Annotated in this window: 22 protein-coding genes and 4 tRNA genes; 21 read left to right on the top strand and 5 right to left on the bottom strand. The window is 59.0% G+C overall.

Going from position 1 to position 22,239, the window contains the following annotated elements; translation table 11 throughout:
- Positions 1–321 precede the first annotated feature (321 nt).
- From AC07O1_RS24215 to AC07O1_RS24200, 4 genes are all read left to right on the top strand, one after another.
- A tRNA-Glu gene (locus AC07O1_RS24215) sits at positions 322–397 on the top strand.
- A gap of 2 nt (positions 398–399) precedes the next feature.
- A tRNA-Gly gene (locus AC07O1_RS24210) sits at positions 400–475 on the top strand.
- Between the two features lie 101 nt (positions 476–576).
- Positions 577–652: transfer RNA gene (locus tag AC07O1_RS24205), tRNA-Glu, on the top strand.
- Between the two features lie 3 nt (positions 653–655).
- Positions 656–731, top strand: a tRNA-Gly gene (locus tag AC07O1_RS24200).
- Between the two features lie 127 nt (positions 732–858).
- Here the strand turns inward: AC07O1_RS24200 and AC07O1_RS24195 are convergent.
- Positions 859–1,497 carry a LysE family translocator gene (locus tag AC07O1_RS24195; protein WP_495090400.1) on the bottom strand — a complete coding sequence of 213 codons (639 nt, stop codon included), beginning with the start codon at positions 1,495–1,497 and terminating at the stop codon, positions 859–861.
- 168 nt (positions 1,498–1,665) lie between these two features.
- The gene (locus AC07O1_RS24190; RefSeq protein WP_495090399.1) at positions 1,666–2,292 is read right to left on the bottom strand and encodes an alanyl-tRNA editing protein; all 627 of its coding nucleotides are present in this window, start codon (positions 2,290–2,292) and stop codon (positions 1,666–1,668) included.
- Between the two features lie 90 nt (positions 2,293–2,382).
- On the opposite strand from AC07O1_RS24190, the gene AC07O1_RS24185 reads away from it, so the two are divergent.
- A complete protein-coding gene (locus tag AC07O1_RS24185) occupies positions 2,383–3,381 on the top strand; it encodes a LysR family transcriptional regulator (protein ID WP_495090398.1) in 999 nt (332 codons plus the stop codon).
- 81 nt (positions 3,382–3,462) lie between these two features.
- Here the strand turns inward: AC07O1_RS24185 and AC07O1_RS24180 are convergent, their stop codons facing one another.
- Positions 3,463–3,861, bottom strand: a complete 399-nt coding sequence (locus tag AC07O1_RS24180; RefSeq protein ID WP_494994024.1) for a PA2817 family protein — start codon at positions 3,859–3,861, stop codon at positions 3,463–3,465.
- A gap of 92 nt (positions 3,862–3,953) precedes the next feature.
- Positions 3,954–6,401 carry an acyl-CoA dehydrogenase gene (locus AC07O1_RS24175; protein WP_495090397.1) on the bottom strand — a complete coding sequence of 816 codons (2,448 nt, stop codon included), beginning with the start codon at positions 6,399–6,401 and terminating at the stop codon, positions 3,954–3,956.
- 248 nt (positions 6,402–6,649) lie between these two features.
- Here AC07O1_RS24175 and AC07O1_RS24170 point away from each other — a divergent pair, with 248 nt between their 5' ends.
- From AC07O1_RS24170 to AC07O1_RS24155, 4 genes are all read left to right on the top strand, one after another.
- Entirely contained in the window at positions 6,650–7,309 is a 660-nt protein-coding gene (locus tag AC07O1_RS24170) for a transglutaminase-like domain-containing protein (protein ID WP_495090396.1), read from the top strand.
- Between the two features lie 43 nt (positions 7,310–7,352).
- Positions 7,353–7,976, top strand: coding sequence for a glutathione S-transferase family protein (locus AC07O1_RS24165; protein ID WP_495090395.1), 624 nt, complete (start codon positions 7,353–7,355; stop codon positions 7,974–7,976).
- 133 nt (positions 7,977–8,109) lie between these two features.
- Entirely contained in the window at positions 8,110–9,042 is a 933-nt protein-coding gene (locus AC07O1_RS24160; protein WP_495010729.1) for an ABC transporter ATP-binding protein, read from the top strand.
- On the top strand, positions 9,039–9,818 hold the full coding sequence (locus tag AC07O1_RS24155; protein ID WP_494994019.1) for an ABC transporter permease: 780 nt from the start codon (positions 9,039–9,041) through the stop codon (positions 9,816–9,818). Before AC07O1_RS24160 ends, AC07O1_RS24155 begins: the two co-directional genes overlap by 4 nt.
- A gap of 94 nt (positions 9,819–9,912) precedes the next feature.
- On the opposite strand, the gene AC07O1_RS24150 is transcribed toward AC07O1_RS24155, so the two are convergent.
- A complete protein-coding gene (locus AC07O1_RS24150; RefSeq protein ID WP_494994018.1) occupies positions 9,913–10,428 on the bottom strand; it encodes a DUF2062 domain-containing protein in 516 nt (171 codons plus the stop codon).
- Positions 10,429–10,563: 135 nt separating this feature from the next.
- Between AC07O1_RS24150 and AC07O1_RS24145 the strand changes: the two genes are divergently transcribed.
- The 12 genes from AC07O1_RS24145 to AC07O1_RS24090 all read left to right on the top strand — a co-directional run bounded on the left by AC07O1_RS24145 (position 10,564) and on the right by AC07O1_RS24090 (position 22,026).
- Complete coding sequence (locus tag AC07O1_RS24145; protein ID WP_495090432.1) at positions 10,564–12,795, top strand: DNA internalization-related competence protein ComEC/Rec2; 2,232 nt, start codon at positions 10,564–10,566, stop codon at positions 12,793–12,795.
- 98 nt (positions 12,796–12,893) lie between these two features.
- Positions 12,894–13,529 (top strand): MotA/TolQ/ExbB proton channel family protein, encoded by a 636-nt coding sequence (locus AC07O1_RS24140; protein WP_495010727.1) that lies wholly within the window; start codon positions 12,894–12,896, stop codon positions 13,527–13,529.
- Entirely contained in the window at positions 13,526–13,954 is a 429-nt protein-coding gene (locus tag AC07O1_RS24135) for an ExbD/TolR family protein (RefSeq protein ID WP_494994016.1), read from the top strand. Before AC07O1_RS24140 ends, AC07O1_RS24135 begins: the two co-directional genes overlap by 4 nt.
- Positions 13,954–14,964: a tetraacyldisaccharide 4'-kinase gene (lpxK, locus tag AC07O1_RS24130; protein WP_495090394.1), complete on the top strand. Its 1,011-nt coding sequence runs from the start codon at positions 13,954–13,956 to the stop codon at positions 14,962–14,964. Before AC07O1_RS24135 ends, lpxK begins: the two co-directional genes overlap by 1 nt.
- Positions 14,965–14,987: 23 nt before the next feature.
- Complete coding sequence (locus AC07O1_RS24125) at positions 14,988–15,173, top strand: Trm112 family protein (protein WP_494994014.1); 186 nt, start codon at positions 14,988–14,990, stop codon at positions 15,171–15,173.
- The gene (kdsB, locus tag AC07O1_RS24120; RefSeq protein WP_495090393.1) at positions 15,170–15,934 is read left to right on the top strand and encodes a 3-deoxy-manno-octulosonate cytidylyltransferase; all 765 of its coding nucleotides are present in this window, start codon (positions 15,170–15,172) and stop codon (positions 15,932–15,934) included. Before AC07O1_RS24125 ends, kdsB begins: the two co-directional genes overlap by 4 nt.
- A complete protein-coding gene (locus AC07O1_RS24115; RefSeq protein WP_495090392.1) occupies positions 15,934–16,398 on the top strand; it encodes a low molecular weight protein-tyrosine-phosphatase in 465 nt (154 codons plus the stop codon). Before kdsB ends, AC07O1_RS24115 begins: the two co-directional genes overlap by 1 nt.
- Positions 16,395–17,414 (top strand): UDP-N-acetylmuramate dehydrogenase, encoded by a 1,020-nt coding sequence (gene murB / locus AC07O1_RS24110; protein WP_495090391.1) that lies wholly within the window; start codon positions 16,395–16,397, stop codon positions 17,412–17,414. The genes AC07O1_RS24115 and murB overlap by 4 nt, the downstream gene beginning before the upstream one ends.
- 256 nt (positions 17,415–17,670) lie before the next feature.
- On the top strand, positions 17,671–18,141 hold the full coding sequence (locus tag AC07O1_RS24105; RefSeq protein ID WP_495090390.1) for a (2Fe-2S)-binding protein: 471 nt from the start codon (positions 17,671–17,673) through the stop codon (positions 18,139–18,141).
- A complete protein-coding gene (locus AC07O1_RS24100; protein WP_495090389.1) occupies positions 18,138–20,453 on the top strand; it encodes a xanthine dehydrogenase family protein molybdopterin-binding subunit in 2,316 nt (771 codons plus the stop codon). The genes AC07O1_RS24105 and AC07O1_RS24100 overlap by 4 nt, the downstream gene beginning before the upstream one ends.
- The gene (locus AC07O1_RS24095; protein ID WP_495090388.1) at positions 20,453–21,439 is read left to right on the top strand and encodes an XdhC family protein; all 987 of its coding nucleotides are present in this window, start codon (positions 20,453–20,455) and stop codon (positions 21,437–21,439) included. The genes AC07O1_RS24100 and AC07O1_RS24095 overlap by 1 nt, the downstream gene beginning before the upstream one ends.
- On the top strand, positions 21,436–22,026 hold the full coding sequence (locus AC07O1_RS24090) for a nucleotidyltransferase family protein (RefSeq protein WP_495090387.1): 591 nt from the start codon (positions 21,436–21,438) through the stop codon (positions 22,024–22,026). The genes AC07O1_RS24095 and AC07O1_RS24090 overlap by 4 nt, the downstream gene beginning before the upstream one ends.
- Positions 22,027–22,239 lie beyond the last annotated feature (213 nt).

The following is a 22,239-nucleotide window of genomic DNA, read 5'->3' as shown; positions in this document are numbered from 1 at the left end:
GTGGCTTAGCATTTGAGCGCATAGGGCAGTGCGACGAGTTGAAACGCGCTGTCGCGCCGCTATTAACGGTAGTTGCTGGATGAATGCACATTGCCATCATTTGCTGCGTTGGACTATAACGTCTTGTCGGGTGCCAGAATATAGGCGCCAAAGCCTGGGCGGGGAAAAGGCTGAAACAGCCCCCAAAACCATGGCGAAGTCATTGATTTAAATAAATTTATATCTGGGGGTTGACGACCTCCCAATCCATCCATAGAATGCGCGCCACTTACAGCGTAAAGCACACAGCGAAACGCAGTAAGTAGTGAATGTTGTAGGTGTGTCCCCTTCGTCTAGTGGCCTAGGACACCGCCCTTTCACGGCGGTAACAGGGGTTCGAGTCCCCTAGGGGACGCCAATGCGGGAATAGCTCAGTTGGTAGAGCACGACCTTGCCAAGGTCGGGGTCGCGAGTTCGAGTCTCGTTTCCCGCTCCATTTTTAAGCAGCTTTGCTCTAGGGCAGGGCTGGTGAAACCAGAACCAAGTCTTCGGACAAGGTTTTGGACACTGGAACATACACCATATGTTCCGGGCAGCGTCCCCTTCGTCTAGTGGCCTAGGACACCGCCCTTTCACGGCGGTAACAGGGGTTCGAGTCCCCTAGGGGACGCCATTTGCGGGAATAGCTCAGTTGGTAGAGCACGACCTTGCCAAGGTCGGGGTCGCGAGTTCGAGTCTCGTTTCCCGCTCCATTTATACAAAAACGCCGCTCTCTGAGCGGCGTTTTTGTTTGTGCGTCTTTTGTATCCAGCCTGAACGCGACAATGTCAAAAAGGCCCGCCAGTCATGCTGAGCGGGCCTTTTGCATTGAGAGTCCAATCACATCGACAGGATCAGTCGCCCAGCGAACAAAATCAGGATCACACCCATGGTCCGTTCAAACCAGTGACCCATGCGCATGAACTGCAACCGCACGCGGGCGCTGGAAAAGAACAGCGCAACAATGATGAACCACAGCGCATTTACAAAACACATCCAGACTCCGTAGAGCGCCTGAATCTTCAGTGGTGTCGAAGCGCTGATGACAGTCGTGAAGATCGCCAGGAAGAACAGCGTAGCCTTGGGGTTGGTGGCATTGGTCAGGAATCCGGTGATGAAGGCTTTGGGTAAAGTCTGACGTTCCATTTGCTCCGACCTGGCATTCCTGCCTTCAACAGCGGTTTTCGGTTTACTGCGCAGCAGGCTCACCCCCAGATACAGGATGTAGGCGCCGCCGACGATCCTGGCGACGCTCAGCAACCACGGTGTGGTGTGCATCAGCGCGCCAACCCCGAGCAAGGTGTAAAGCACATGCACCGAAATCCCTACGCCGATCCCGATGGCTGTGTACAACCCGACCACTCGACCGTAGCGCACGCTCTGACGGATGGTGACTGCGAAGTCCGGCCCAGGGGCGACCACCGCCAGAAAGTGGATCGTAGCCAGTGCGAGAAACTCGCCCAGGTAGTTCGAAAGCATTTCAACTCCAGTCAGTAATGGGTGAGGCATTGCCCCGATAGCCGACAAAAAAACAGGCTCGACTCTTTACGCGAATGGCGAGTGTTTCTTCATTGGCGAGTTTTTTATGCGCGTCGTATCGAGACGCTCGACGTCAAGCATTACGTCTGGAGCGATATCGCCAATGGATCAGTCCACGCTGTAGTGAACTGAAAGCGTTCCCTTCTTTTGCGAAAGGGTAGCGATCTTGACTGAGCCTAATTCCAGTAGGCGACGTACATGGGTGCCGCCGCAGCCATATGCCGGCAGCTCGCCGAAACCGATTTCGCGAGTGCCCTCGCGCAGGGAAATCAGCCGCGGCAGGTCATCTGCGATCCATTGATTCAATGCAATCTGCAGGGGGTCGACATCAAAGTCCTGTGGCCTTTCTCCCGGCTTGAAGGTAATTCGTCCCTCGCCGGGCCAGTGGTGGGCTTTGATCGGAATCCAGCCGAGTGATTCGGCAAAGTGGCCGATCAAATGGCCGGCCGAATGCATCCGGGTGTTGATCTGACGACGCGGCTCATCCACCCGTACTTGCGTCATGCCCGGCGTTACCGGATGGGTGACGTAATGCACGATCCGGTGCGGTTCCTGGGTGACGCGCAGTACCTGGCTTTCGCCGATCCAGCCGGTATCGAAGGGCTGGCCACCGCCTTGGGGGTGGAAGGGCGTTGCGCGCAAGGTGACGGAAAATTCGTTCTCGTGGGGCGTGCAATCCAGGACTTCCACATTGGCTTCGAGGTCATCGCTATGGAAAAACAGGCGAAGTGTCATATCTCATGCTCTTGTTGAAATTTCTATTTTTATTATATGGATGCTGGAATTGCGTGATAATCCATTCAAACATCAATGGACTTTTGCGTTGTGAGCATAAATCTTCCACTGCCTTTGCTGGGTGAAATGGCGATTTTCGTCAAAGTTGTCGAGACCGGCAGTTTCTCGGAAGCCGCCCGGCAACTGGGTTCGTCGCCTTCAGCGGTAAGTCGCAGCATCTCGCGACTGGAGAAGGTGCTGGCCATCCGGCTGCTGCAGCGCACCACGCGCAAATTGCGACTTAGCGACGGTGGCGAAGAGGTCTTCAAGCGCTGCCAGGAGATGGTCAGTGCGGCCAGGTCGGTGATGGAAATCAGCGGCCAGTACACCCATGAGGCCGAGGGGCTGGTGCGAGTGAGTGTGCCCAAGGCGGTAGGGCGATTTGTTATTCATCCGCACATGCCGGAGTTTTTGCGTCGCTATCCGAAGGTCGATGTGGAGTTGTTACTCGAAGACCGCAACGTGGACCTGATCGACGATAACGTAGACCTCGCTATTCGCATCACGGATCGACCGCCGGCCGGTCTGGTGGGGCGTCAGTTGCTGAGTATCGAGCACTTGTTGTGTGCGACGCCGCAGTATCTGGCCGAGCACGGGACGCCTACCCATCCCCATGACCTGCTCAACCACAGTTGTATTTATCTGGGTGAGACGCCGAGTGATGCGCGCTGGAAGTTCAGGCAGGGAACCAAAGCGGTAACCGTGGGGGTGCGTGGACGCTATGCGGCTAACCATACCGGTGTGCGGCTGGAGGCGGTGCTCCAGCATATCGGGATTGGCAGCTTGCCGTACTTCACCGCGCGTTATGCGCTGGAGCAGGGGCTGATCGTGCAGGTGCTGCCGGACTGGACCTTTCTCGCCTCGTATCACGGCGGAGCATGGCTTCTTCATTCGCCGACGCGTTATTTGCCGCCGAAGCTGCGGGTGTTCATCGACTATCTGGTGGCGTGCCTGGAGAAGGAGCCGACGCTGAGCAAGCCGGGGAAGTCGAGTGTTCCCAGCAAAGCTGCACTGGCGGATGAGCATGCGCAGAGCGATGGGTTGCTTTGATCTTGCTTACGCTGCAGTTCATCAGCAAATAAAAAGGCCCGCCGGTTTAACCGCGCGGGCCTTTTGCGTTTGGGCGTTGAATCAGTGCTTGACGTCCTGGTTCGACATCGACAGCAGCTGTTTTTCCTGGTTCCAGTCGAACGGCTCGTCGTTCTGTTCGGCTTCATAGCGACGATCTTCGAGGGCCTGGTACAGGTCGATCTCGTCGTCGGGCATGAAGTGCAGGCAGTCGCCGGCGAAGTACCACAGCAGATCGCGTGGCACCAGATGGGCAATCTGCGGATAACGCGCGATGACCTGGCAGAGAATGTCTTGCCCCAGGTATTGGCTTTCGATCGGGTCGACCGGCAGTTGCAGCATCAGTTCGTCGAAGCGTTCGAGGAAAAGTTCGTGGCTTTCTTCCGGAACCTGTTCGGCTTCACCCAAGGCGACCAGGATGCTGCGCAAGTGTGCGAGCAGGGCGAGAGTGTGGTCGAGCATAACGGGAGTCCTCTAGAGCTAAAGCAAAACGGGCGCGCAAGTATATAACTCCGACACCCGCTTTTCATAATTGAACAGCTATACGGACTGGTCTAACGGGTTTTCCCCGCGCTGAGCGTCAGTTCATCTTTGGCAAAGTCATCGACATCGATAACCTTGCGCCGTGCCGCCTCTGCTTCATGCAAGGTCTGGACTTCAACCGGTTGCAAGACGCCAGCCTCCAGCGCGGCGTCGATGGCATTCTCCCCGGCGGCAGGTTTGAGCTGACCGCTTTTGAGCGCCGTCTGGAGTTTTTTCTGCAGCGGCTGGGCAGCGCTCAGCAAGTCGCAGGCATGCTGCAGGGCGCCGACCGGATCCTCTGTCGATTGCGGGCGATAGCAGCCCCCCAGTAACTCTTCAAGGGTTGGATCGCCTTTGGCGCGACAGATGACCGCCGCGACTTCAGCTCCCATCTTGTCTGACGGCCCTTTGTGCCGACGACCGAGCGGGAATACCAGCACCCGCAGCAGGCAGCCGAGTACCTTGCTCGGGAAGTTGGTGAGCAGTTCGTCCAATGCGCGTTCGGACTGGCCGAGGCTTTCTTCCATGGCCCAGACGAACAGCGGATGCAGATGTTCCGGTGAGTCGAGGTCGTGATAACGCTTGAGTGCGGCAGAGGCCAGATACAGGTTGCTGAGCACATCACCGAGGCGCGCGGACAGGCGTTCGCGGCGTTTCAGTTCGCCGCCCAGCAGCATCATGCTGAAGTCGGCGAGCATGGCGAAAGCTGCGGCCTGTCGGTTGAGGGCGCGGAAGTAGCGCTGGCTGAGCTTGTCCCCTGGCATGTGTTCGAAACGCCCAAGGCCAAGGTTCAACACCAAGGTACTGGCGGCGTTGCTCACGGCAAAACCGATGTGTTTGAGCAGCAGGCCGTCGAATTCGATCAGGGCCTGTTGTTTGTCTTCGCGGCCGGCGAGGGCCATTTCTTTGAGCACGAATGGATGGCAGCGAATCGCACCCTGGCCAAAGATCATCAGATTCCGGGAGAGGATGTTCGCGCCTTCCACGGTGATGAAGATCGGTGCGCCTTGCCAGCTACGGCCGAGGTAGTTGTTCGGGCCCATGATGATGGCTTTGCCGCCGTGGACGTCCATGGCGTGGCTAATGCATTCGCGACCGCGTTCGGTAAGGTGGTATTTGAGAATGGCCGAGAGTACCGAGGGTTTCTCGCCGAGGTCTACCGCGTTGGCGGTGAGCATCCGTGCGGCGTCCATCAGCCAGGCATTGCCGCCGATCCGGGCCATTGCTTCCTGAATCCCTTCGAAGGCCGCCAGTGGTACGTTGAACTGCTCGCGAACCTGCGCATACTGGCCGGTCACCAGGCTGGTGAACTTGGCCGCACCGGTGCCGACGGCCGGTAGCGAAATCGAGCGCCCGACCGACAGGCAGTTCATCAGCATCATCCAGCCTTTGCCGAGCATTTCCTGGCCGCCAATGAGGAACTCCAGCGGCACGAAGACATCCTTGCCGGAGTTCGGGCCGTTCATGAACGAGGCACCCAGCGGCAGGTGACGACGGCCGATTTCTACACCAGCCGTGTCGGTCGGAATCAACGCGAGGCTGATCCCCAGGTCTTCATTTTCGCTCAGCAGGTGGTCCGGGTCATAAGCCTTGAAGGCCAGGCCGAGCAAGGTGGCAACCGGGCCGAGGGTGATGTAACGCTTTTCCCAGTTCAGGCGCAGGCCGAGGGTTTCTTTACCCTCCCATTCACCTTTGCAAATGACCCCGGTGTCGGGCATTGCTCCTGCGTCGGAACCTGCCAGCGGGCCAGTCAGGGCAAAGCAGGGGATATCGTCGCCACGGGCGAGGCGGGGCAGATAATGGTTACGCTGTTCGTCGGTGCCGTAATGCAGCAGCAGGTCGGCCGGGCCGAGGGAGTTAGGCACCATCACGGTGGACGCCAGGTCGCCGCTGCGGGTTGCCAGTTTCATCGCAACCTGGGAGTGGGCATAGGCCGAGAAGCCTTTACCGCCGAACTCCTTGGGAATGATCAGGGCAAAAAAACCGTGCTGCTTGATGTGATCCCAGGCTTCTGGCGGCAGGTCCATGGACTGGCTGATCTGCCAGTCGCTGACCATGGCGCAGAGCTCTTCGGTCGGGCCATCGATGAATGCCTGTTCCTCTTCACTCAGTTGCGCTTTTGGGTAGGCCAGCAGTTTGTTCCAGTCCGGGCGACCACTGAACAGCTCGCCGTCCCACCAGACTGTGCCGGCATCAATGGCGTCGCGTTCGGTTTGCGACATTGGCGGCAAGGTTTTTTGAAACCAGCTCAATAGCGGCGCCGTGAAGTATTTACGTCGCAGGTCCGGCAACAACAAGGGCGCGGCCACCGCCGCAAATATCACCCAGAAAATCAGTAACAGCCAGCCTGGTGCACGGCTGAAGGCGCCCATCGCCAGCAGGTAGGCAGCGATCATGCCCAAGGCGGGCAAGGGCGTGGTGCGGCGATGTGCCAAATAGGCGATCCCGACCACCAGAACCAGTATCCACAACAGCAGCATATTCAATCCTCCGTGAAACCAGGGGCAAAACCATCCTGAGAGCTTAGACGGCATCCACGAAACAGGGTGCTAAGAGCGATGTGTTTGAATCTGTAGGAAACATCGGGTGAACTTCGTAAGTTGTCTCGATAGCGGACTGTTGAATTCCTGCGTTAACAGAGCGGCAAGCTCTGATATTTGGCCGAAACGTCGTTATCTCTGTACCAGGGCTATCGCTAGACTCGTGGCTTCCCCAGGAGATTGTTCTCATGCACGAGTATCTGAGTCCCGGCCGCTTCATCGATAGTGACCATCCATCGGTGGTGGAGTTCGCCGAAACGCATCGCGGCAAGAGTCGTGACCGGCTCGAACAGGCGATCAATCTCTATTACGCCGTGCGCGATGCCGTGCGCTACAACCCTTATACCTTCAGCCGTGACCCGCAGACCTTGCGCGGCAGTTATGCGCTGGCGACCGGTGAAAGCTACTGCGTGCCCAAGGCGACCTTGCTCGCCGGATGCGCCCGGCATTGCGCAATTGCTGCACGGATCGGTCTGGCCGATGTGCGTAATCATCTGTCGACGCCACGCTTGCTTGCGCTGCTCAGAAGCGATGTGTTTGCCATGCACGGTTACACCGAGCTGTATTTGCAGGGCCGTTGGGTCAAGGCCACCCCGGCGTTCAATCAGCAACTCTGTGAGTTGTTCGATGTGGCACCGCTTGAGTTCGACGGAGTCAATGACAGCGTGTTCCACCCGTTCAATCGTCAGGGGCAACAATCGATGGAGTATCTGGTGGACCATGGGCAGTTCACGGATGTGCCTGAAGTTTTCTTCTTCGAGCATCTGGAAAAATGTTATCCGCATTTGTTCAGCGATCAGTTGTCAGCCCGGTCGGGTGATATGCAGACCGATTTGAGTCGCGCCTGATCCGGCGTAGACTGCCCCGGCATTCATCCATCAAGGGGCAGTCATGCTGAAGATCTGGGGTCGGAAAAACTCGTCGAATGTCAGAAAGGCACTCTGGTGCGCCGAAGAGCTCGGTCTGACCTACGAAGCGCTGGACGCGGGCGGTGCCTTTGGTGTGGTCGATACACCTGAATACCGGGCCATGAACCCCAATGGCCGAATTCCGGTAATCGAAGATGACGGCTTCGTGCTCTGGGAATCCAACACCATCGTGCGTTATCTGTGCGCCAGGCATGCCGCCGATTCGGCCTGGTATCCGGTGGATGTGCGGGCGCGGGCAGCTGCTGAAAAATGGATGGACTGGACCACCTCGACCTTGGCCGAACCGTTCCGTCATCTGTTCTGGGGCGTATTGCGCACCCCGGCGGATCAACAGGATTGGGTCAAGATCAACGCTGCACAGAAGACCTGTGCCGAGTTGCTTTCGATGGTCGATCAGGCGCTGGCCGAGCATCCATATTTGTCCGGTGATGAAATCGGCATGGGTGATATTCCGCTGGGCAGTTTTATTTACGCCTGGTTTGAAATGCCCATCGAGCGCCCGCAGATGCGCCACCTGGAGGCCTGGTATGAGCGCCTGAAGCAGCGCCCGGCTTATCAGAAAGCCGTCATGACTGCGTTGACTTAATACCGACTATCAATACACATGACTGTACTTGTGCGGCGTCGACAAGCACCATTGGCCTGGTTCGCCGCCGTTGCATTCTGTGCGGTCCGCCCTTATTTGTAACTTTCTTCCCTTCTTGGTGCGTAAATCCGATATGAGTTCCGCTCTGTCCATCCGGCAGCTAACCAAAACCTACGGCAACGGTTTCCAGGCCCTGAGTGGTATCGATCTGGATGTCGCCGAAGGTGATTTTTTCGCCTTGCTCGGCCCCAACGGCGCTGGCAAATCCACCACCATCGGCATTCTCTCCACCCTGGTGAACAAGACCAGCGGCACGGTGAATATCTTTGGGCATGATCTCGATCGTGAGCCCGCCACGCTCAAGCGTTGCATTGGCGTGGTACCGCAAGAGTTCAACTTCAACCAGTTCGAAAAGACCTTCGACATTGTCGTGACTCAGGCTGGCTACTACGGCATCCCGCCGAAAATTGCCAAGGAGCGGGCCGAGCAATACCTGACCCAGCTAGGCCTGTGGGACAAGCGTGATGTACCGTCGCGCTCCTTGTCCGGCGGCATGAAGCGTCGATTGATGATCGCCCGCGCGCTGGTGCATGAACCTCGTCTGCTGATCCTCGACGAACCGACTGCCGGGGTGGATATCGAGCTGCGTCGCTCGATGTGGACCTTCCTCACCGAGCTGAATCAGAAAGGCATCACCATCATCCTCACCACTCATTACCTGGAAGAGGCTGAGCAGCTGTGCCGCAATATCGGCATCATCGACCATGGCACCATTGTCGAGAACACCAGCATGCGGCAGTTGCTCAGCCAATTGCATGTCGAGACCTTCCTGCTCGATCTGAAAACCGACATGAAGGTCGCGCCGCAGCTGATCGGCTATCCGAACCGCCTGGTCGACAGTCACACCCTGGAAGTCCAGGTTGATAAATCAGTTGGCATCACTGCGCTGTTCGGTCAACTGGCCGCGCAACACATCGAAGTGCTGAGCCTGCGCAATAAAACCAATCGCCTTGAGGAGTTGTTCGTGTCCCTGGTGGAGAAAAATCTGGCGAAGGTGGCGGTATGAGTTCAGAGCTGCAGCCCAACCTCGTTGCGCTCAATACCATCGTCTATCGTGAAGTCCGGCGCTTTACCCGGATCTGGCCGCAAACCCTGCTGCCGCCGGCGATCACTATGGTTTTGTACTTCGTGATCTTTGGCAACCTGATCGGTCGGCAGATTGGTGATATGGGTGGTTTCACCTATATGGAATACATCGTGCCCGGGCTGATCATGATGTCGGTGATCACCAACTCCTACGGTAACGTGGTATCGAGTTTCTTTGGCAGCAAGTTCCAGCGCTCCATCGAAGAACTGATGGTTTCGCCGGTTTCGCCGCACACCATTCTGATTGGCTACACCTTGGGTGGCGTGTTGCGCGGGCTGATGGTCGGGGTGATCGTGACGCTGCTGTCGTTGTTCTTCACCGATCTGCAGGTGCATCACTTGGGCGTGACCATTCTGGTGGTGGTGCTGACGGCGACGATTTTCTCGCTATTGGGCTTCATCAACGCCGTGTTTGCACGCAACTTCGATGATATCTCGATTATCCCGACGTTCGTGTTGACGCCGCTGACCTATCTGGGCGGGGTGTTCTACTCGATCACTTTGTTGCCGCCGTTCTGGCAGACCGTGTCGCTGGTCAACCCGGTGCTGCATATGGTCAACGCCTTCCGCTATGGCATCCTTGGGGTGTCGGATATCAAGATCAGCGTGGCCATCGCCTTTATGCTGGTCGCGACAGTGGTGTTGTATATCGGTTGCGCACGGCTGCTGGTCAGCGGTCGCGGTATGCGCCAGTAACCTGCGAAAGCCTCGCCACGGTTGTTGCCAGGCAGCATACCCTGATCAACCTCCCAAAACAGAAACGGCACCCAAGGGTGCCGTTTTTGCATTTTTACAGTCGACTTTTCTTGCGCCGCGTCCATTGCCGGCTGACCCACCAGCGCCAGTAGAGCATGGTCAGGCAATAGGCGAGGGCGCCGAAGACCAGCCCAGTGACCACTGAGCCCAGCAGGAAAGGCTGCCATAGCGTCGACAACTCGCCGCTGATCCACTCCCAGGACAGCTCGTCCGGCAGGCTTCGGGCCGGTACGTTCATTAGCCAGGCGCCGGTCTGGTAGGTGCAGAAAAATACCGCGGGCATGGTAATCGGGTTGGTCAACCAGACCAGGCTGACGGCAATCGGCATATTGCCGCGCACGGTTATCGCCAGAATCGCCGCCACCAGCATCTGCAATGGAATGGGCAGAAACGCGGCGAAAAATCCCACCGCCATCGCGCGTGCTACCGAGTGGCGATTGAGGTGCCAAAGATTCGGGTCGTGCAGCAACGTGCCAAGAAAGCGTAAGGATTTGTGTTCCCGGATGCTGGTCGGGTCTGGCATGTAACGTTTGAATAGGCGCCGGGGCATAGGGCATCTCGGTCGGTTCAAGCGGCAAGTATGCCCGGATTCTACGGATGGAAAATTCAGACTTTGTGACAATTAATAAAGCTGCGCCCGTGCGGCTCGGCTATTCCGAGAGAAAGGATTCTCATGGACGGACTTATGCGCACAGGGATGTTTGCGCTCGCGTTGGGTCTGTTGACCCTGCGTTTCTTGCCGGCGCTGCCGCCGATCTGGCTATTGCTGCTATTGCCCGTGCCAGGATTGATGCTTTTGCCGTTTCGGACTTATCCACTGGCATTTTTTCTGTTCGGCTTCAGTTGGGCGTGTGCGGGCGCGCACTGGGCTTTGAATGATCGCCTGGCGCTCAGTCTCGATGGGCAAACTCGCTGGCTCGAAGGGCGCGTGGTGGGCTTGCCGCAGAACGCCGATGGTGTGGTGCGTTTCGAGCTTGAGGGTGGGCAATCGCGGCGGACCCCATTGCCGAAGTTGATGCGGCTGGCCTGGTACGGCGGGCCGCCGGTCCACAGCGGAGAACGCTGGCGACTGGCTGTCAAGCTCAAACGCCCCGGCGGCTTGCTCAATCCCCATGCTTTCGATTACGACGCCTGGTTGCTGGCGCAACGAATCGGCGCCACAGGCACGGTCAAGGACGGGCAGTTGCTCGCAAGTGCCCAGTGGGCGTGGCGCGACGACATCCGGCAGCGACTCTTGAGCGTCGACGCCCAAGGCCGGGCCGGTGCGTTGGCAGCCTTGGTGCTGGGTGATGGCGCCGGGCTGACATCCACCGATTGGCGGATCCTGCAAGACACCGGCACGGTGCATTTGCTGGTGATTTCCGGGCAGCACATTGGTCTGCTGGCCGGGTCGATTTATATGCTGATCGCCGGGCTGGCGCGGTATGGATTGTGGCCAACACGTTTGCCTTGGCTACCGTGGGCCTGCGCGATGGCCTTCGGCGCGGCGCTGGGTTACGGCTTGCTGGCGGGGTTCGAAGTGCCGGTACGCAGAGCGTGCGTGATGATCGGGCTGGTCCTGCTCTGGCGGCTGCGCTTTCGACATCTGGGGGCCTGGTGGCCGTTGTTGCTGGCGCTGAATGTGGTCCTGTTGCTTGAGCCGCTGGCGAGTTTGCAGCCGGGATTCTGGCTGTCGTTTGCGGCAGTGGCGGTGTTGATTTTTACGTTCAGCGGGCGCTTGGGCGCCTGGAGTGGGTGGCAAACCTGGACCCGTGCCCAGTGGCTGATTGCTATTGGTTTGTGTCCGGTGTTGCTGATTCTTGGTTTGCCCATCAGCATCAGTGGGCCACTGGCCAATTTGTTCGCCGTGCCTTGGGTCAGCCTGGTGGTTTTGCCTGCGGCCTTGTTGGGTACCTTGCTCTTGCCGCTGCCGTATCTCGGTGAAGGGTTGCTGTGGCTGGCGGGCGGCTTGATCGACTGGCTGTTTCAGGGGCTGGCGCTGGTGGCGGGGTATGCGCCTGCATGGGTGCCCGCAGCGATTCCTCTCTGGGTCTGGGGGATAAGCGTTATCGGTGCTTTTCTACTGTTATTGCCCAAAGGACTGCCGTTGCGGCTGTTGGGTTGGCCGATGCTGTTGTTGGTGGTTTTTGCGCCGCTCAGAACGGTCCCCCAAGGCGAGGCCGAAATCTGGCAACTGGATGTCGGGCAGGGGTTGGCCATTATCGTGCGCACTCGTCATCACACTCTGTTGTATGACGCCGGGCCTCGTTTCGGTGATTTCGATCTCGGAGAACGGGTGGTGCTGCCTTCATTGCGCAAGCTGGGCGTGCGAGGACTGGACCTGATGCTGCTCAGTCACGCCGATGCCGATCATGCCGGTGGCGCTCGTTCGGTTCTGCGAGGGCTGCCGGTGGCGCGCGTGGTGAGTGGCGACCCTGATGCGTTGCCTGCCGAGCTGCAAGCGCAGTCGTGCGAGAGTGGCAAGAGGTGGGAATGGGACGGGGTGAGTTTCGAACTCTGGCAATGGTCATCCGCGACCGACAGTAATCAGAAATCCTGCGTAGTGCAGGTCGAAGCCAACGGCGAACGCCTGCTACTGACCGGCGATATCGACGCCCAGGCCGAGCGCGCACTGCTGGACAGTCCTTTGGCCGTTGTTACTGACTGGCTACAGGCGCCGCACCATGGCAGTCGCAGTTCGTCTTCCATGGCATTTCTCAATACTCTTTCGCCCTCGGCGGTGCTGATCTCGCGCGGGCGCGGAAACTCGTTCGGTCATCCTCACCCGCAAGTAATGGCGCGTTACCGCAAACTGGGCATGATTGCTTATGACAGTGCCGAACAAGGAGCCTTGCGCGTTCAGTTGGGAAGCTTCAAGCCGCCCGAGGCAATACGCCAGCAACGACGCTTCTGGCGTGATCCGGACGGGAGTAAATAACCGCGAGTTATTAAAGCCGGACGACAGGCAACATCACGGTCTTCGGTGCGTCGAGGCCCTATGTTAGAGTGGCGCACTTTTTCGAGGGGACTGTCACTGTGTGGGAATTGGTCAAATCCGGCGGCTGGATGATGTTGCCGATCATTCTGAGTTCCATCGCTGCGCTGGCCATCATTGCCGAGCGTTTGTGGACCCTGCGAGCCAGCCGCGTCACCCCGGATAATTTGCTCGGGCAGGTCTGGGTCTGGATCAAGGACAAGCAACTCAATAAAGAAAAGCTCAAGGAACTGCGCGCCAACTCCCCATTGGGCGAGATCATGGCCGCGGGCCTGGCCAATTCAAAACATGGCCGCGAGATCATGAAAGAGTGCATCGAAGAAGCCGCCGCGCGGGTGATTCATGAACTTGAACGCTACCTCAACGCACTGGGCACCATCGCCGCTATGGCGCCATTGTTGGGGCTGCTGGGTACGGTATTGGGCATGATCGATATTTTCAGCGCATTCATGGGCTCGGGCATGACCACCAACGCCGCGGTATTGGCCGGTGGTATCTCCAAAGCATTGATCACCACGGCAGCAGGCCTGATGGTCGGTATTCCATCGGTGTTCTTCCACCGATTCCTGCAACGCCGGGTCGATGAGCTGGTGGTGGGCATGGAGCAGGAAGCGATCAAACTGGTCGAGGTCGTGCAGGGCGACCGTGATGTTGATCTGGTCGAGGGCAGAGCGTGAAATTCCGCCGCAAACAGCGGGAAACAATCGATATCAACCTCGCGTCGCTGATCGACGTGGTGTTTATCCTGTTGCTGTTTTTCGTCGTGACCACCACTTTTACCCGTGAAACCCAGTTGCGCGTTGAGCTGCCGGAAGCTGTCAGCGGTTCGCCGGCCGAGGACCAGCAAGCCAAGCAGCTGGATATCGCCATCAGCGCCGACGGTGTGTTCACGGTGAATAACCAATTGCTGCCCAAGAACGATCTGGCCAGCCTGATGGAGGCGCTGCAGAAAGAGTCCGCAGGCGATACCCACCTGCCTTTGTCGATCAGCGCTGATGGCAAAACCCAACACCAAGCCGTGATCACCGCCATGGATGCTGCCGGCAAGCTCGGTTTCAGCCATCTGCGAATGACCACCGTCGAGGCGGCACCGGCTCACTGATGGCACTTTCCGATCGTTTGCTTGCCGCCTGGTATAACGGCCATCCTGCGCTGAAGGTGCTGCAGCCGTTGGAGTGGCTGTATCGACGTGTGGTGCTGCGCAAGCGTGAACGCTTTCTGGCCGGAGAGGGTGAGATCTACCAACCCCCGGTGCCGTTGGTCGTGGTCGGCAATATCACAGTGGGCGGCACCGGCAAGACGCCGCTGATTCTTTGGTTGATCAAGCATTGCCAGCGCAGCGGTCTGCGGGTGGGCGTGGTCAGCCGCGGTTATGGCGCCAAACCACCGCAGCTGCCGTGGCGAGTCGAGGCCGGGCAACGTGCTGATGTCGCCGGCGACGAGCCGCTATTGATCGTTCAGCGCAGCGGTGTGCCGCTGATGATCGACCCCGATCGCAGCCGTGCCGTGCAGGCGTTACTGGCCGCCGAGCCTCTGGATCTGATTCTCTCTGACGACGGCATGCAGCACTACCGCATGGCCCGTGACCTTGAACTGGTGCTGATTGATGCGGCCCGCGGTTTGGGTAACGGTCGTTGCCTGCCCGCCGGGCCGTTGCGCGAGCCGATCGAGCGCCTGCAGAGCGTCGATGCGCTGCTCTACAACGGTGCTACGGCGGATCGCGACGATGGCTTCGGATTCAGACTTGAACCCACCACACTGGTCAATCTGTCGAGCGGCGAGCGACGCCCGCTCGACCACTTCCCGGCAGGGCAGGCCGTGCACGCAGTAGCCGGTATCGGCAATCCACAACGTTTCTTCAGCACTCTTGAAACGCTACACTGGCGGCCAGTCCCGCATGCTTTTGCTGACCACGCAGAGTACAGCGCGCAGGCTTTGAATTTTATGCCGTCATTGCCGCTGGTCATGACCGAGAAGGATGCGGTGAAGTGCCGCGCTTTCGCGGCAGATGACTGGTGGTACCTGGCGGTCGATGCGGTGCCTTCACCGGCCTTCGTGGCCTGGTTCGATACGCAGTTGATGCGCTTGTTGCCTGCTCGTCTTTTGCCTTAAACGCTTTTATCCAGGGAATTCTCATGGACACCAAATTGCTCGACATCCTTGCCTGCCCGGTCTGCAAAGGTCCGCTGAAGCTCAGTGCCGATAAAACCGAGCTGATCAGCAAAGGCGCCGGTCTGGCCTATCCGATTCGTGATGGCATTCCAGTAATGCTCGAAAGTGAAGCCCGCACCCTCAGCGCTGACGAGCGACTGGATAAATGACCACAGTCTTCACCGTCGTCATTCCGGCCCGTTACGCCTCCACACGTCTACCCGGTAAGCCGCTGCAAATGATCGCCGGCAAGCCGATGATCCAGCACGTCTGGGAACAGGCCTGCAAGAGCAGCGCCCAGCGGGTGGTGGTGGCCACCGATGATGCGCGCATCGTCGAAGCCTGCAAGGCATTCGGTGCCGAAGTGGTGTTGACCCGCGAGGATCATAACTCCGGTACCGATCGTCTGGCTGAGGTGGCCACGAAGCTGGGGCTGGCCGCGGACGCCATCGTGGTCAACGTGCAGGGTGATGAACCCATGATTCCGCCAACGGTGATCGATCAGGTTGCAGCCAATCTGGCAGCCCATCCCGAAGCGCGTATGTCGACGCTGGCCGAACCGATAGAAGACGTTGAAACCCTGTTCAATACCAATGTGGTCAAAGTCGTCAGCGACCTCAATGGCCTGGCGCTGACCTTCAGCCGCGCCACTTTGCCTTGGGCACGGGATGACTTCGCCAGGAGCCAGGAGCAATTGCCGGCCGGCGTGCCTTACCGTCGACATATCGGGATCTACGCCTACCGTGCCGGTTTCCTCCATGACTTCGTCAGTTGGGGCCCGTGCTGGCTGGAAAACACTGAGTGCCTGGAGCAGTTGCGCGCACTCTGGCATGGCGTGCGGATTCACGTTGACGATGCTCTGGAAGCACCGCCGGCGGGTGTCGATACCGCGCAAGACCTTGAGCGCGTTCGGCGCCTGCTGGAGGCTTGATGCGGGTTCTGTTTGTCTGCCTGGGCAATATTTGTCGCTCGCCCACGGCCGAAGGCGTGCTGCGCCGCAAGTTGCGTGAGGCCGGGCTGGCGGATCAGGTGGAAGTTGCCTCCGCCGGCACCGCCGACTGGCATGTCGGCAAGGCGCCGGACAAACGCAGCCAAGCGGCCGCGAAGTCGCGTGGCTACGATTTGTCCGCCCAGCGTGCCCAACAAGTGAGCCGTGCCGACTTCGCCACCTATGACCTGATTCTGGCGATGGACCAGAGCAATCTGCGCAACCTCAAAGCCCTGCAGCCGGCCAGCAGCAGGGCTGAGCTGGACCTGTTCCTGCGTCGCTATGAATCCCCCGTGGATGAAGTGCCGGATCCCTATTACGACAGTGATCAGGGTTTCGAGCAGGTGCTGGACTTGATCGAGCGTGCCAGTGATTTGCTGGTGATCGAATTGAAGGGGCGGTTATGACCTTGCAACTGCAAACGCAGGTTTCTCTCAAACCGTTCAACACCTTTGGCGTCGATGTCCGTGCGCAGGTGTTCGCCGAGGCTCATAGCGACGCCGATGTCTACCAAGGGTTGGCTTATGCGGCTGAACACGCATTACCTCTGCTGGTGATCGGCGGCGGCAGCAATCTGTTGCTCACCGCAGATATTCAGGCGCTGGTGCTGCGCATGGCCACGCGAGGTATTCGCCTGTTGAGTGACGACGGCAGCACGGTTGTCGTTGAGGCTGAGGCGGGTGAAACCTGGCACCCGTTCGTGCAATGGACCCTGGAGCAGGGTTTCTCCGGTCTGGAGAACCTCAGTCTCATCCCCGGTACGGTCGGTGCCGCGCCGATGCAGAACATCGGTGCCTACGGTGTCGAGATCAAGGACGTGTTTGCCGGGTTGACCGCGGTGGACCGTCAGACTGGCGAGCTGCGGGATTTCAGCCGGCAGGAGTGCAAATTCGCCTACCGCGACAGCCTGTTCAAGCAGGAGGCCGGGCGCTGGTTGATTCTGCGGGTGCGCTTGGCCTTGAGTCGCGTCGAGCATCTGCACCTCGAATACGGCCCGATTCGCCAGCGCTTGACTGAACAGGGCATCAGCCATCCGACCGCCAGCGATGTCAGTCAGGCCATTTGCAGTATTCGCGGCGAGAAGCTTCCTGATCCGGCGGTGCTCGGTAATGCCGGCAGCTTTTTCAAGAACCCGTTGGTGGCAGCGGCTTTGGTCGCTGAGCTTAAAAGCGAATACCCCGATCTGGTGGCTTATCCACAAGCTGACGGGCAAATGAAACTGGCGGCTGGCTGGTTGATCGAGCGAGCTGGCTGGAAGGGTTTTCGAGAGGCTGATGCCGGTGTGCATCGGTTGCAGGCCTTGGTACTGGTCAATTACGGCGCGGCGACCGGGCTGGAGCTTTTGCACCTCGCGCAACGAATCCAGAAAGACATTGCCGAACGTTTCAGGGTCCAGCTGGAAATGGAACCCAATCAGTATTGAGCTACGCTTGAAGTCTGAATCCAGAGCCCTGCAAACCTTTCGTGTGTGCAGGGCTTTTTTGTTAATGCTGGTTTAACTTGGCCTCCTGACGATGTATCTCTTTGTTCCATCTCTTTGCTTCCAGGTAAGACCCGATGAAAACCCGGCTGTTTTCATCAGAGAGCCGATTAGCCTGAGTTGATCTGCGTGCACCAGTACGCTGCATCACGCGGCAGATTGCTCGACCCCATAACCAAGAATATATGCGGGCGCGCCCATGATTACCCTGAAACTCAATGGTAAGGATCACCAGTTGGATGTCACTGAGGATATGCCGCTGCTCTGGGCTATTCGCGACGTGGCGGGTTACAGCGGCACCAAGTTCGGCTGCGGCATGGGCCTGTGCGGTGCCTGCACCATCCATATCGATGGCTCACCGGCGCGCAGTTGCATTACGCCAATCGGCTCGGTGACCGGCCAGCACATCAGCACCATCGACAATCTCCACAGCGACCCGGTCGGGCAAGTGGTTCAGCGAGCCTGGCTGGAGACGGCGGTCGCGCAATGCGGGTTCTGCCAGGGTGGGCAAATCATGTCTGCCACGGCCTTGCTCAAGGTCAATCCCAATCCCAGCGACGAACAGATCGAGGAGGCGATGGTCGGTAATATTTGCCGCTGTGGCACGTATAACCGGATCAAAACCGCCATCCGTCAGGCAGCCACTCATCTGCGGGAGGCCAAGGCATGAGCCAGTTGCCGAATGACTTTGCCCTGAGCAACCTCAGCCGTCGTGGCTTTCTCAAAGGTGTCGGTGCCGCGAGCGCGCTGGTGCTGGCAGCCAGTTGGGGTTGGCAGGACGCGTTTGCCGAAGAGAAGAAGTTCGGCGCCGACGGCATGCCCAATGGCTGGATCGATGATCCCAAGGTCTATGTCAGCATTGCCGCCGATGGCAGTGTGACAGTGGTTTGCAACCGCTCGGAAATGGGCCAGGGCGTGCGCACCAGCCTCAGCATGGTGGTCGCTGACGAACTGGACGCTGATTGGGCGTTGGTGAAGGTCCAGCAGGCGCCGGGCGATGAAGTGCGCTTCGGCAACCAGGACACCGACGGTTCACGCAGCATGCGTCATTGGTACGAGCCGATGCGCCGCTGCGGTGCCGCCGCCCGGACCATGCTTGAACAAGCCGCGGCCGATCAATGGAAAGTACCGGTGGCCGAGTGCCATGCGCAATTGCACAAAGTGATTCACCAACCCAGTGGTCGTGAACTGGGTTACGGCGCTCTGGCGGCTGCTGCCAGTGCGCTGGCGGTGCCGACGCGTGACAGTCTGCGCCTCAAGCAGCCTTCGGAATTTCGCTACATCGGCAAAGAGGCCGCGCGCGCCATAGACGGTGTGGACATTGTCAACGGTCGTGCCGTTTATGGCGCCGACGTGCATTTCGAAGGCATGCTGTTTGCCACCGTGGCACGGCCAGCTGTCTATGGCGGCAAGGTCAAATCCTTCGATGGACGTGCGGCGATGAAAGTCCCGGGCGTGATCAAGGTCATGCAAATCGAAAGCCGTCCGCTGCCATCGGAGTTTCAGCCGTTGGGCGGTGTTGCGGTGATAGCCAGCAACACGTGGGCTGCAATAAAGGGCCGCGAGGCGCTGAAGATCGAGTGGGATGATGGCGTCAATGCCGGTTACGACTCGATTGCCTATCGTAAGGAGTTGGAAGCCGCAGCCTTGAAACCGGGCAAAGTGGTGAGGAACATCGGCAACATCGACGAGGCTATGGATAGCGCTGACAGCAGCCTGGAAGCGGCTTACTACTTGCCGCATCTGGCGCAATCACCGATGGAACCGATGGTCGCCATCGCTCGCTTCAACGCCGGCCGCTGCGAGGCCTGGGCGCCGAGTCAGGCACCGCAAGTGACGCGCGAGCGCATCGCTGAGCGCCTGGGCATTCCCTTCGAAAAAGTCGCGGTCAACGTCACGCTGCTTGGCGGCGGCTTCGGTCGCAAATCCAAACCCGACTTCATCCTCGAAGCGGCGATCCTGGCCAAGGCTTTTCCGGGCAAAGCGATGCGGGTGCAATGGACCCGGGAGGACGACATTCACTGTTCCTACTTCCACACCGCATCGGCCGAGTACCTCAAGGCCGGCCTGAACAAGGACGGCATGCCGTCCGGCTGGCTACACCGCACCGTGGCACCGAGCATCACCGCGCTGTTCGCTCCGGGCATGAACCACGAAGGCGCGTTCGAACTGGGCATGGGCTTTACCAACATGGCCTATGCCATTCCCAATGTGCGCCTGGAAAACCCTGAAGCGGCCGCCCATACCCGGGTTGGCTGGTATCGTTCGGTGTCGAACATTCCCCATGGCTTTGCCATTCAGAGCTTTGTCGACGAACTGGCGCATCTGGCCGGGCAGGATCCGCTGAAATACCAACTCAAGCTGCTTGGCCCGGATCGCCAGATTGATCCGCGCACCTTGAGCGAAGAGTGGAATTATGGTGAATCCCCCGAGCATTATCCGATCGATACCGCGCGTTTGCGCGGCGTCCTGGAAACCGCGGCCAAGGCTGCCGGTTGGGGCCGTCAATTGCCCAAAGGACGTGGTTTGGGTCTGGCGGTGCATTACAGCTTTGTTACCTACGTGGCGGCGGTGATTGAGGTCGAAGTCAAAGACGACGGCTCGCTGATTGTGCACAAGGCTGATATCGCGGTGGATTGTGGTCCGCAGATCAACCCTGAGCGGATTCGCTCACAGTTTGAAGGCGCTTGTGTGATGGGCCTGGGCAACGCCGTGCTGGGGGAGATCAGTTTCAAGGACGGCAAGGTCCAGCAGGACAATTTCCACATGTACGAGGTGGCGCGCATGGACCTTGCACCGAAGGAAGTCGCCGTGCATCTGGTTACGCCTGTGGGTAACGTGCCATTGGGCGGCGTCGGTGAGCCGGGCGTGCCGCCGATCGCTCCGGCACTGTGCAATGCGATCTTTGCCGCGACAGGAAAGCGTATTCGCAGTCTGCCGGTTCGCTACCAGTTGCAAGGCTGGCAGCAGGCCAAAGCCTGATGGACAGTGTCGACCTGAATGTTTTACGCAGCGTGCTGCAATGGCGTCGCGCCGGGCAGAGAGTGGTGCTCTACAGTGTGGTCCAGACCTGGGGCAGTGCGCCCCGGCCCCCAGGCGCGATGCTGGCCTTGCGTGAAGACGGCGTGGTAATCGGTTCTGTCTCCGGTGGCTGTATCGAGGACGACCTGATTGCCCGCTTGCACGATGGCCGTTTGCCAGCGGATGGGCCGTCAGTCCAGTTGGTGACCTACGGTGTCAGCCGCGAGGAGGCCGCGCGTTTTGGTTTGCCGTGCGGTGGCACTTTGCGGCTGACCGAAGAGCGAGTCGGTGATCCGGCCTGGGTGGCTGAGTTGTTGGCGCGTTGCGAGGCTCATGAGATTGTCGCGCGGGAGTTGAATCTGCTCACCGGCGAGGTCGTTCTCCACGCGGCAGGCAAGAGCGATGTGTTGAGCTTTGACGGCAAGACGTTGCGCGCAATCTACGGTCCGCGTTGGCGGCTGCTGTTGATCGGCGCTGGTCAGCTGTCCCGTTATGTCGCAGAGATGGCGCGGCTGCTGGATTTCGAGGTGCTGATCTGTGATCCACGCAAAGAGTTTGTCTATGGCTGGGAAGAGCAGCACGGCCGCTTCGTGCCAGGCATGCCGGATGACGCTGTGCTGAGCATCGAAACCGACGAGCGCACGGCGATTGTCGCCTTGACCCATGATCCGCGTCTGGACGATATGGCACTGCTCACGGCACTCAATTCTCAAGCGTTTTATGTCGGTGCGCTGGGGTCGCGGGTCAATAGCCAGAAGCGTCGGGAAAACCTCGCTGTGCTTGGGCTGACCGAACACGCTATAGACCGCTTGCATGGTCCGATTGGTTTGCATATTGGCAGTCACACACCTGCGGAGATTGCTTTGTCGCTGATGTCGGAGATTGTTGCGATCAAAAACGGCGTTGATCTGCCGCAGAAGCAGTCCTTGGGCGAGGCTGTGGTTTGAAGGCCCCGGTATGCGCCATCGTGCTTGCCGCAGGGCAGGGCAATCGCTACCGGCAAGTTGCCGGTGCTGAACAGGATAAGTTGCTGGCATTGTGCGAAGGTCGTGACGGTGTCGTTCGACCGGTCATTGAGCAGGTGTTGTTGAGCCTGCCTCCTGGCCTGGGTGAGCGGCTGCTGGTGACGACAGCTAATCGACCTGGAGTGATTCGGCTGGCGCAGGCTTATGGCTGCCAGGTGTTGCTGCTGGACGCTGCTGGCATGGGTGACAGCATCGCGGCAGGCGTTGCGGCCAGTCCCGATTCGGGTGGCTGGCTGGTGGTGTTAGGGGATATGCCATTTATCTTGTCGTCGAGTATCCAGCGAGTGGTGGAGGGGGTTCAGGACGAAGCCATCAGTGTTCCGGTGCATGGCGCTGAATATGGTCATCCGGTGGGGTTTGGGCGCTCGTTTGGCGCCGCCTTGATGAGTCTGTCCGGTGATCGTGGGGCGAAACCCTTGTTTACCTCGGCCAGGGTGCTGGAAGTGCCGGTGGACGATCCTGGTGTGTTGTGGGATGTGGATGTGCCGGCGGCGTTGGTTTTTACTTAAACTCCGAATCTCCGTTGGTGATTAAACTGCCTTCGCGGGCAAGCCCGGCTCCTACAGGGGCGCGCGGTCTCCTGTAGGAGCCGGGCTTGCCCGCGATGAACGAATACACGGAATGCCTGAAACACCGCATCACTGATGTCTAGTCCTGAAATAGGTTTACACCTGTTTCACTCTAACGCCCGATGCACCGCATCGGGCGTTTTGTATTTTAAA

It is taken from the genome of Pseudomonas sp. GW821-FHT07G10, from assembly GCF_059418545.1.
Note: the sequence above shows the minus strand (reverse complement) of the source record. Positions and strands in the feature narration are given on the sequence as shown.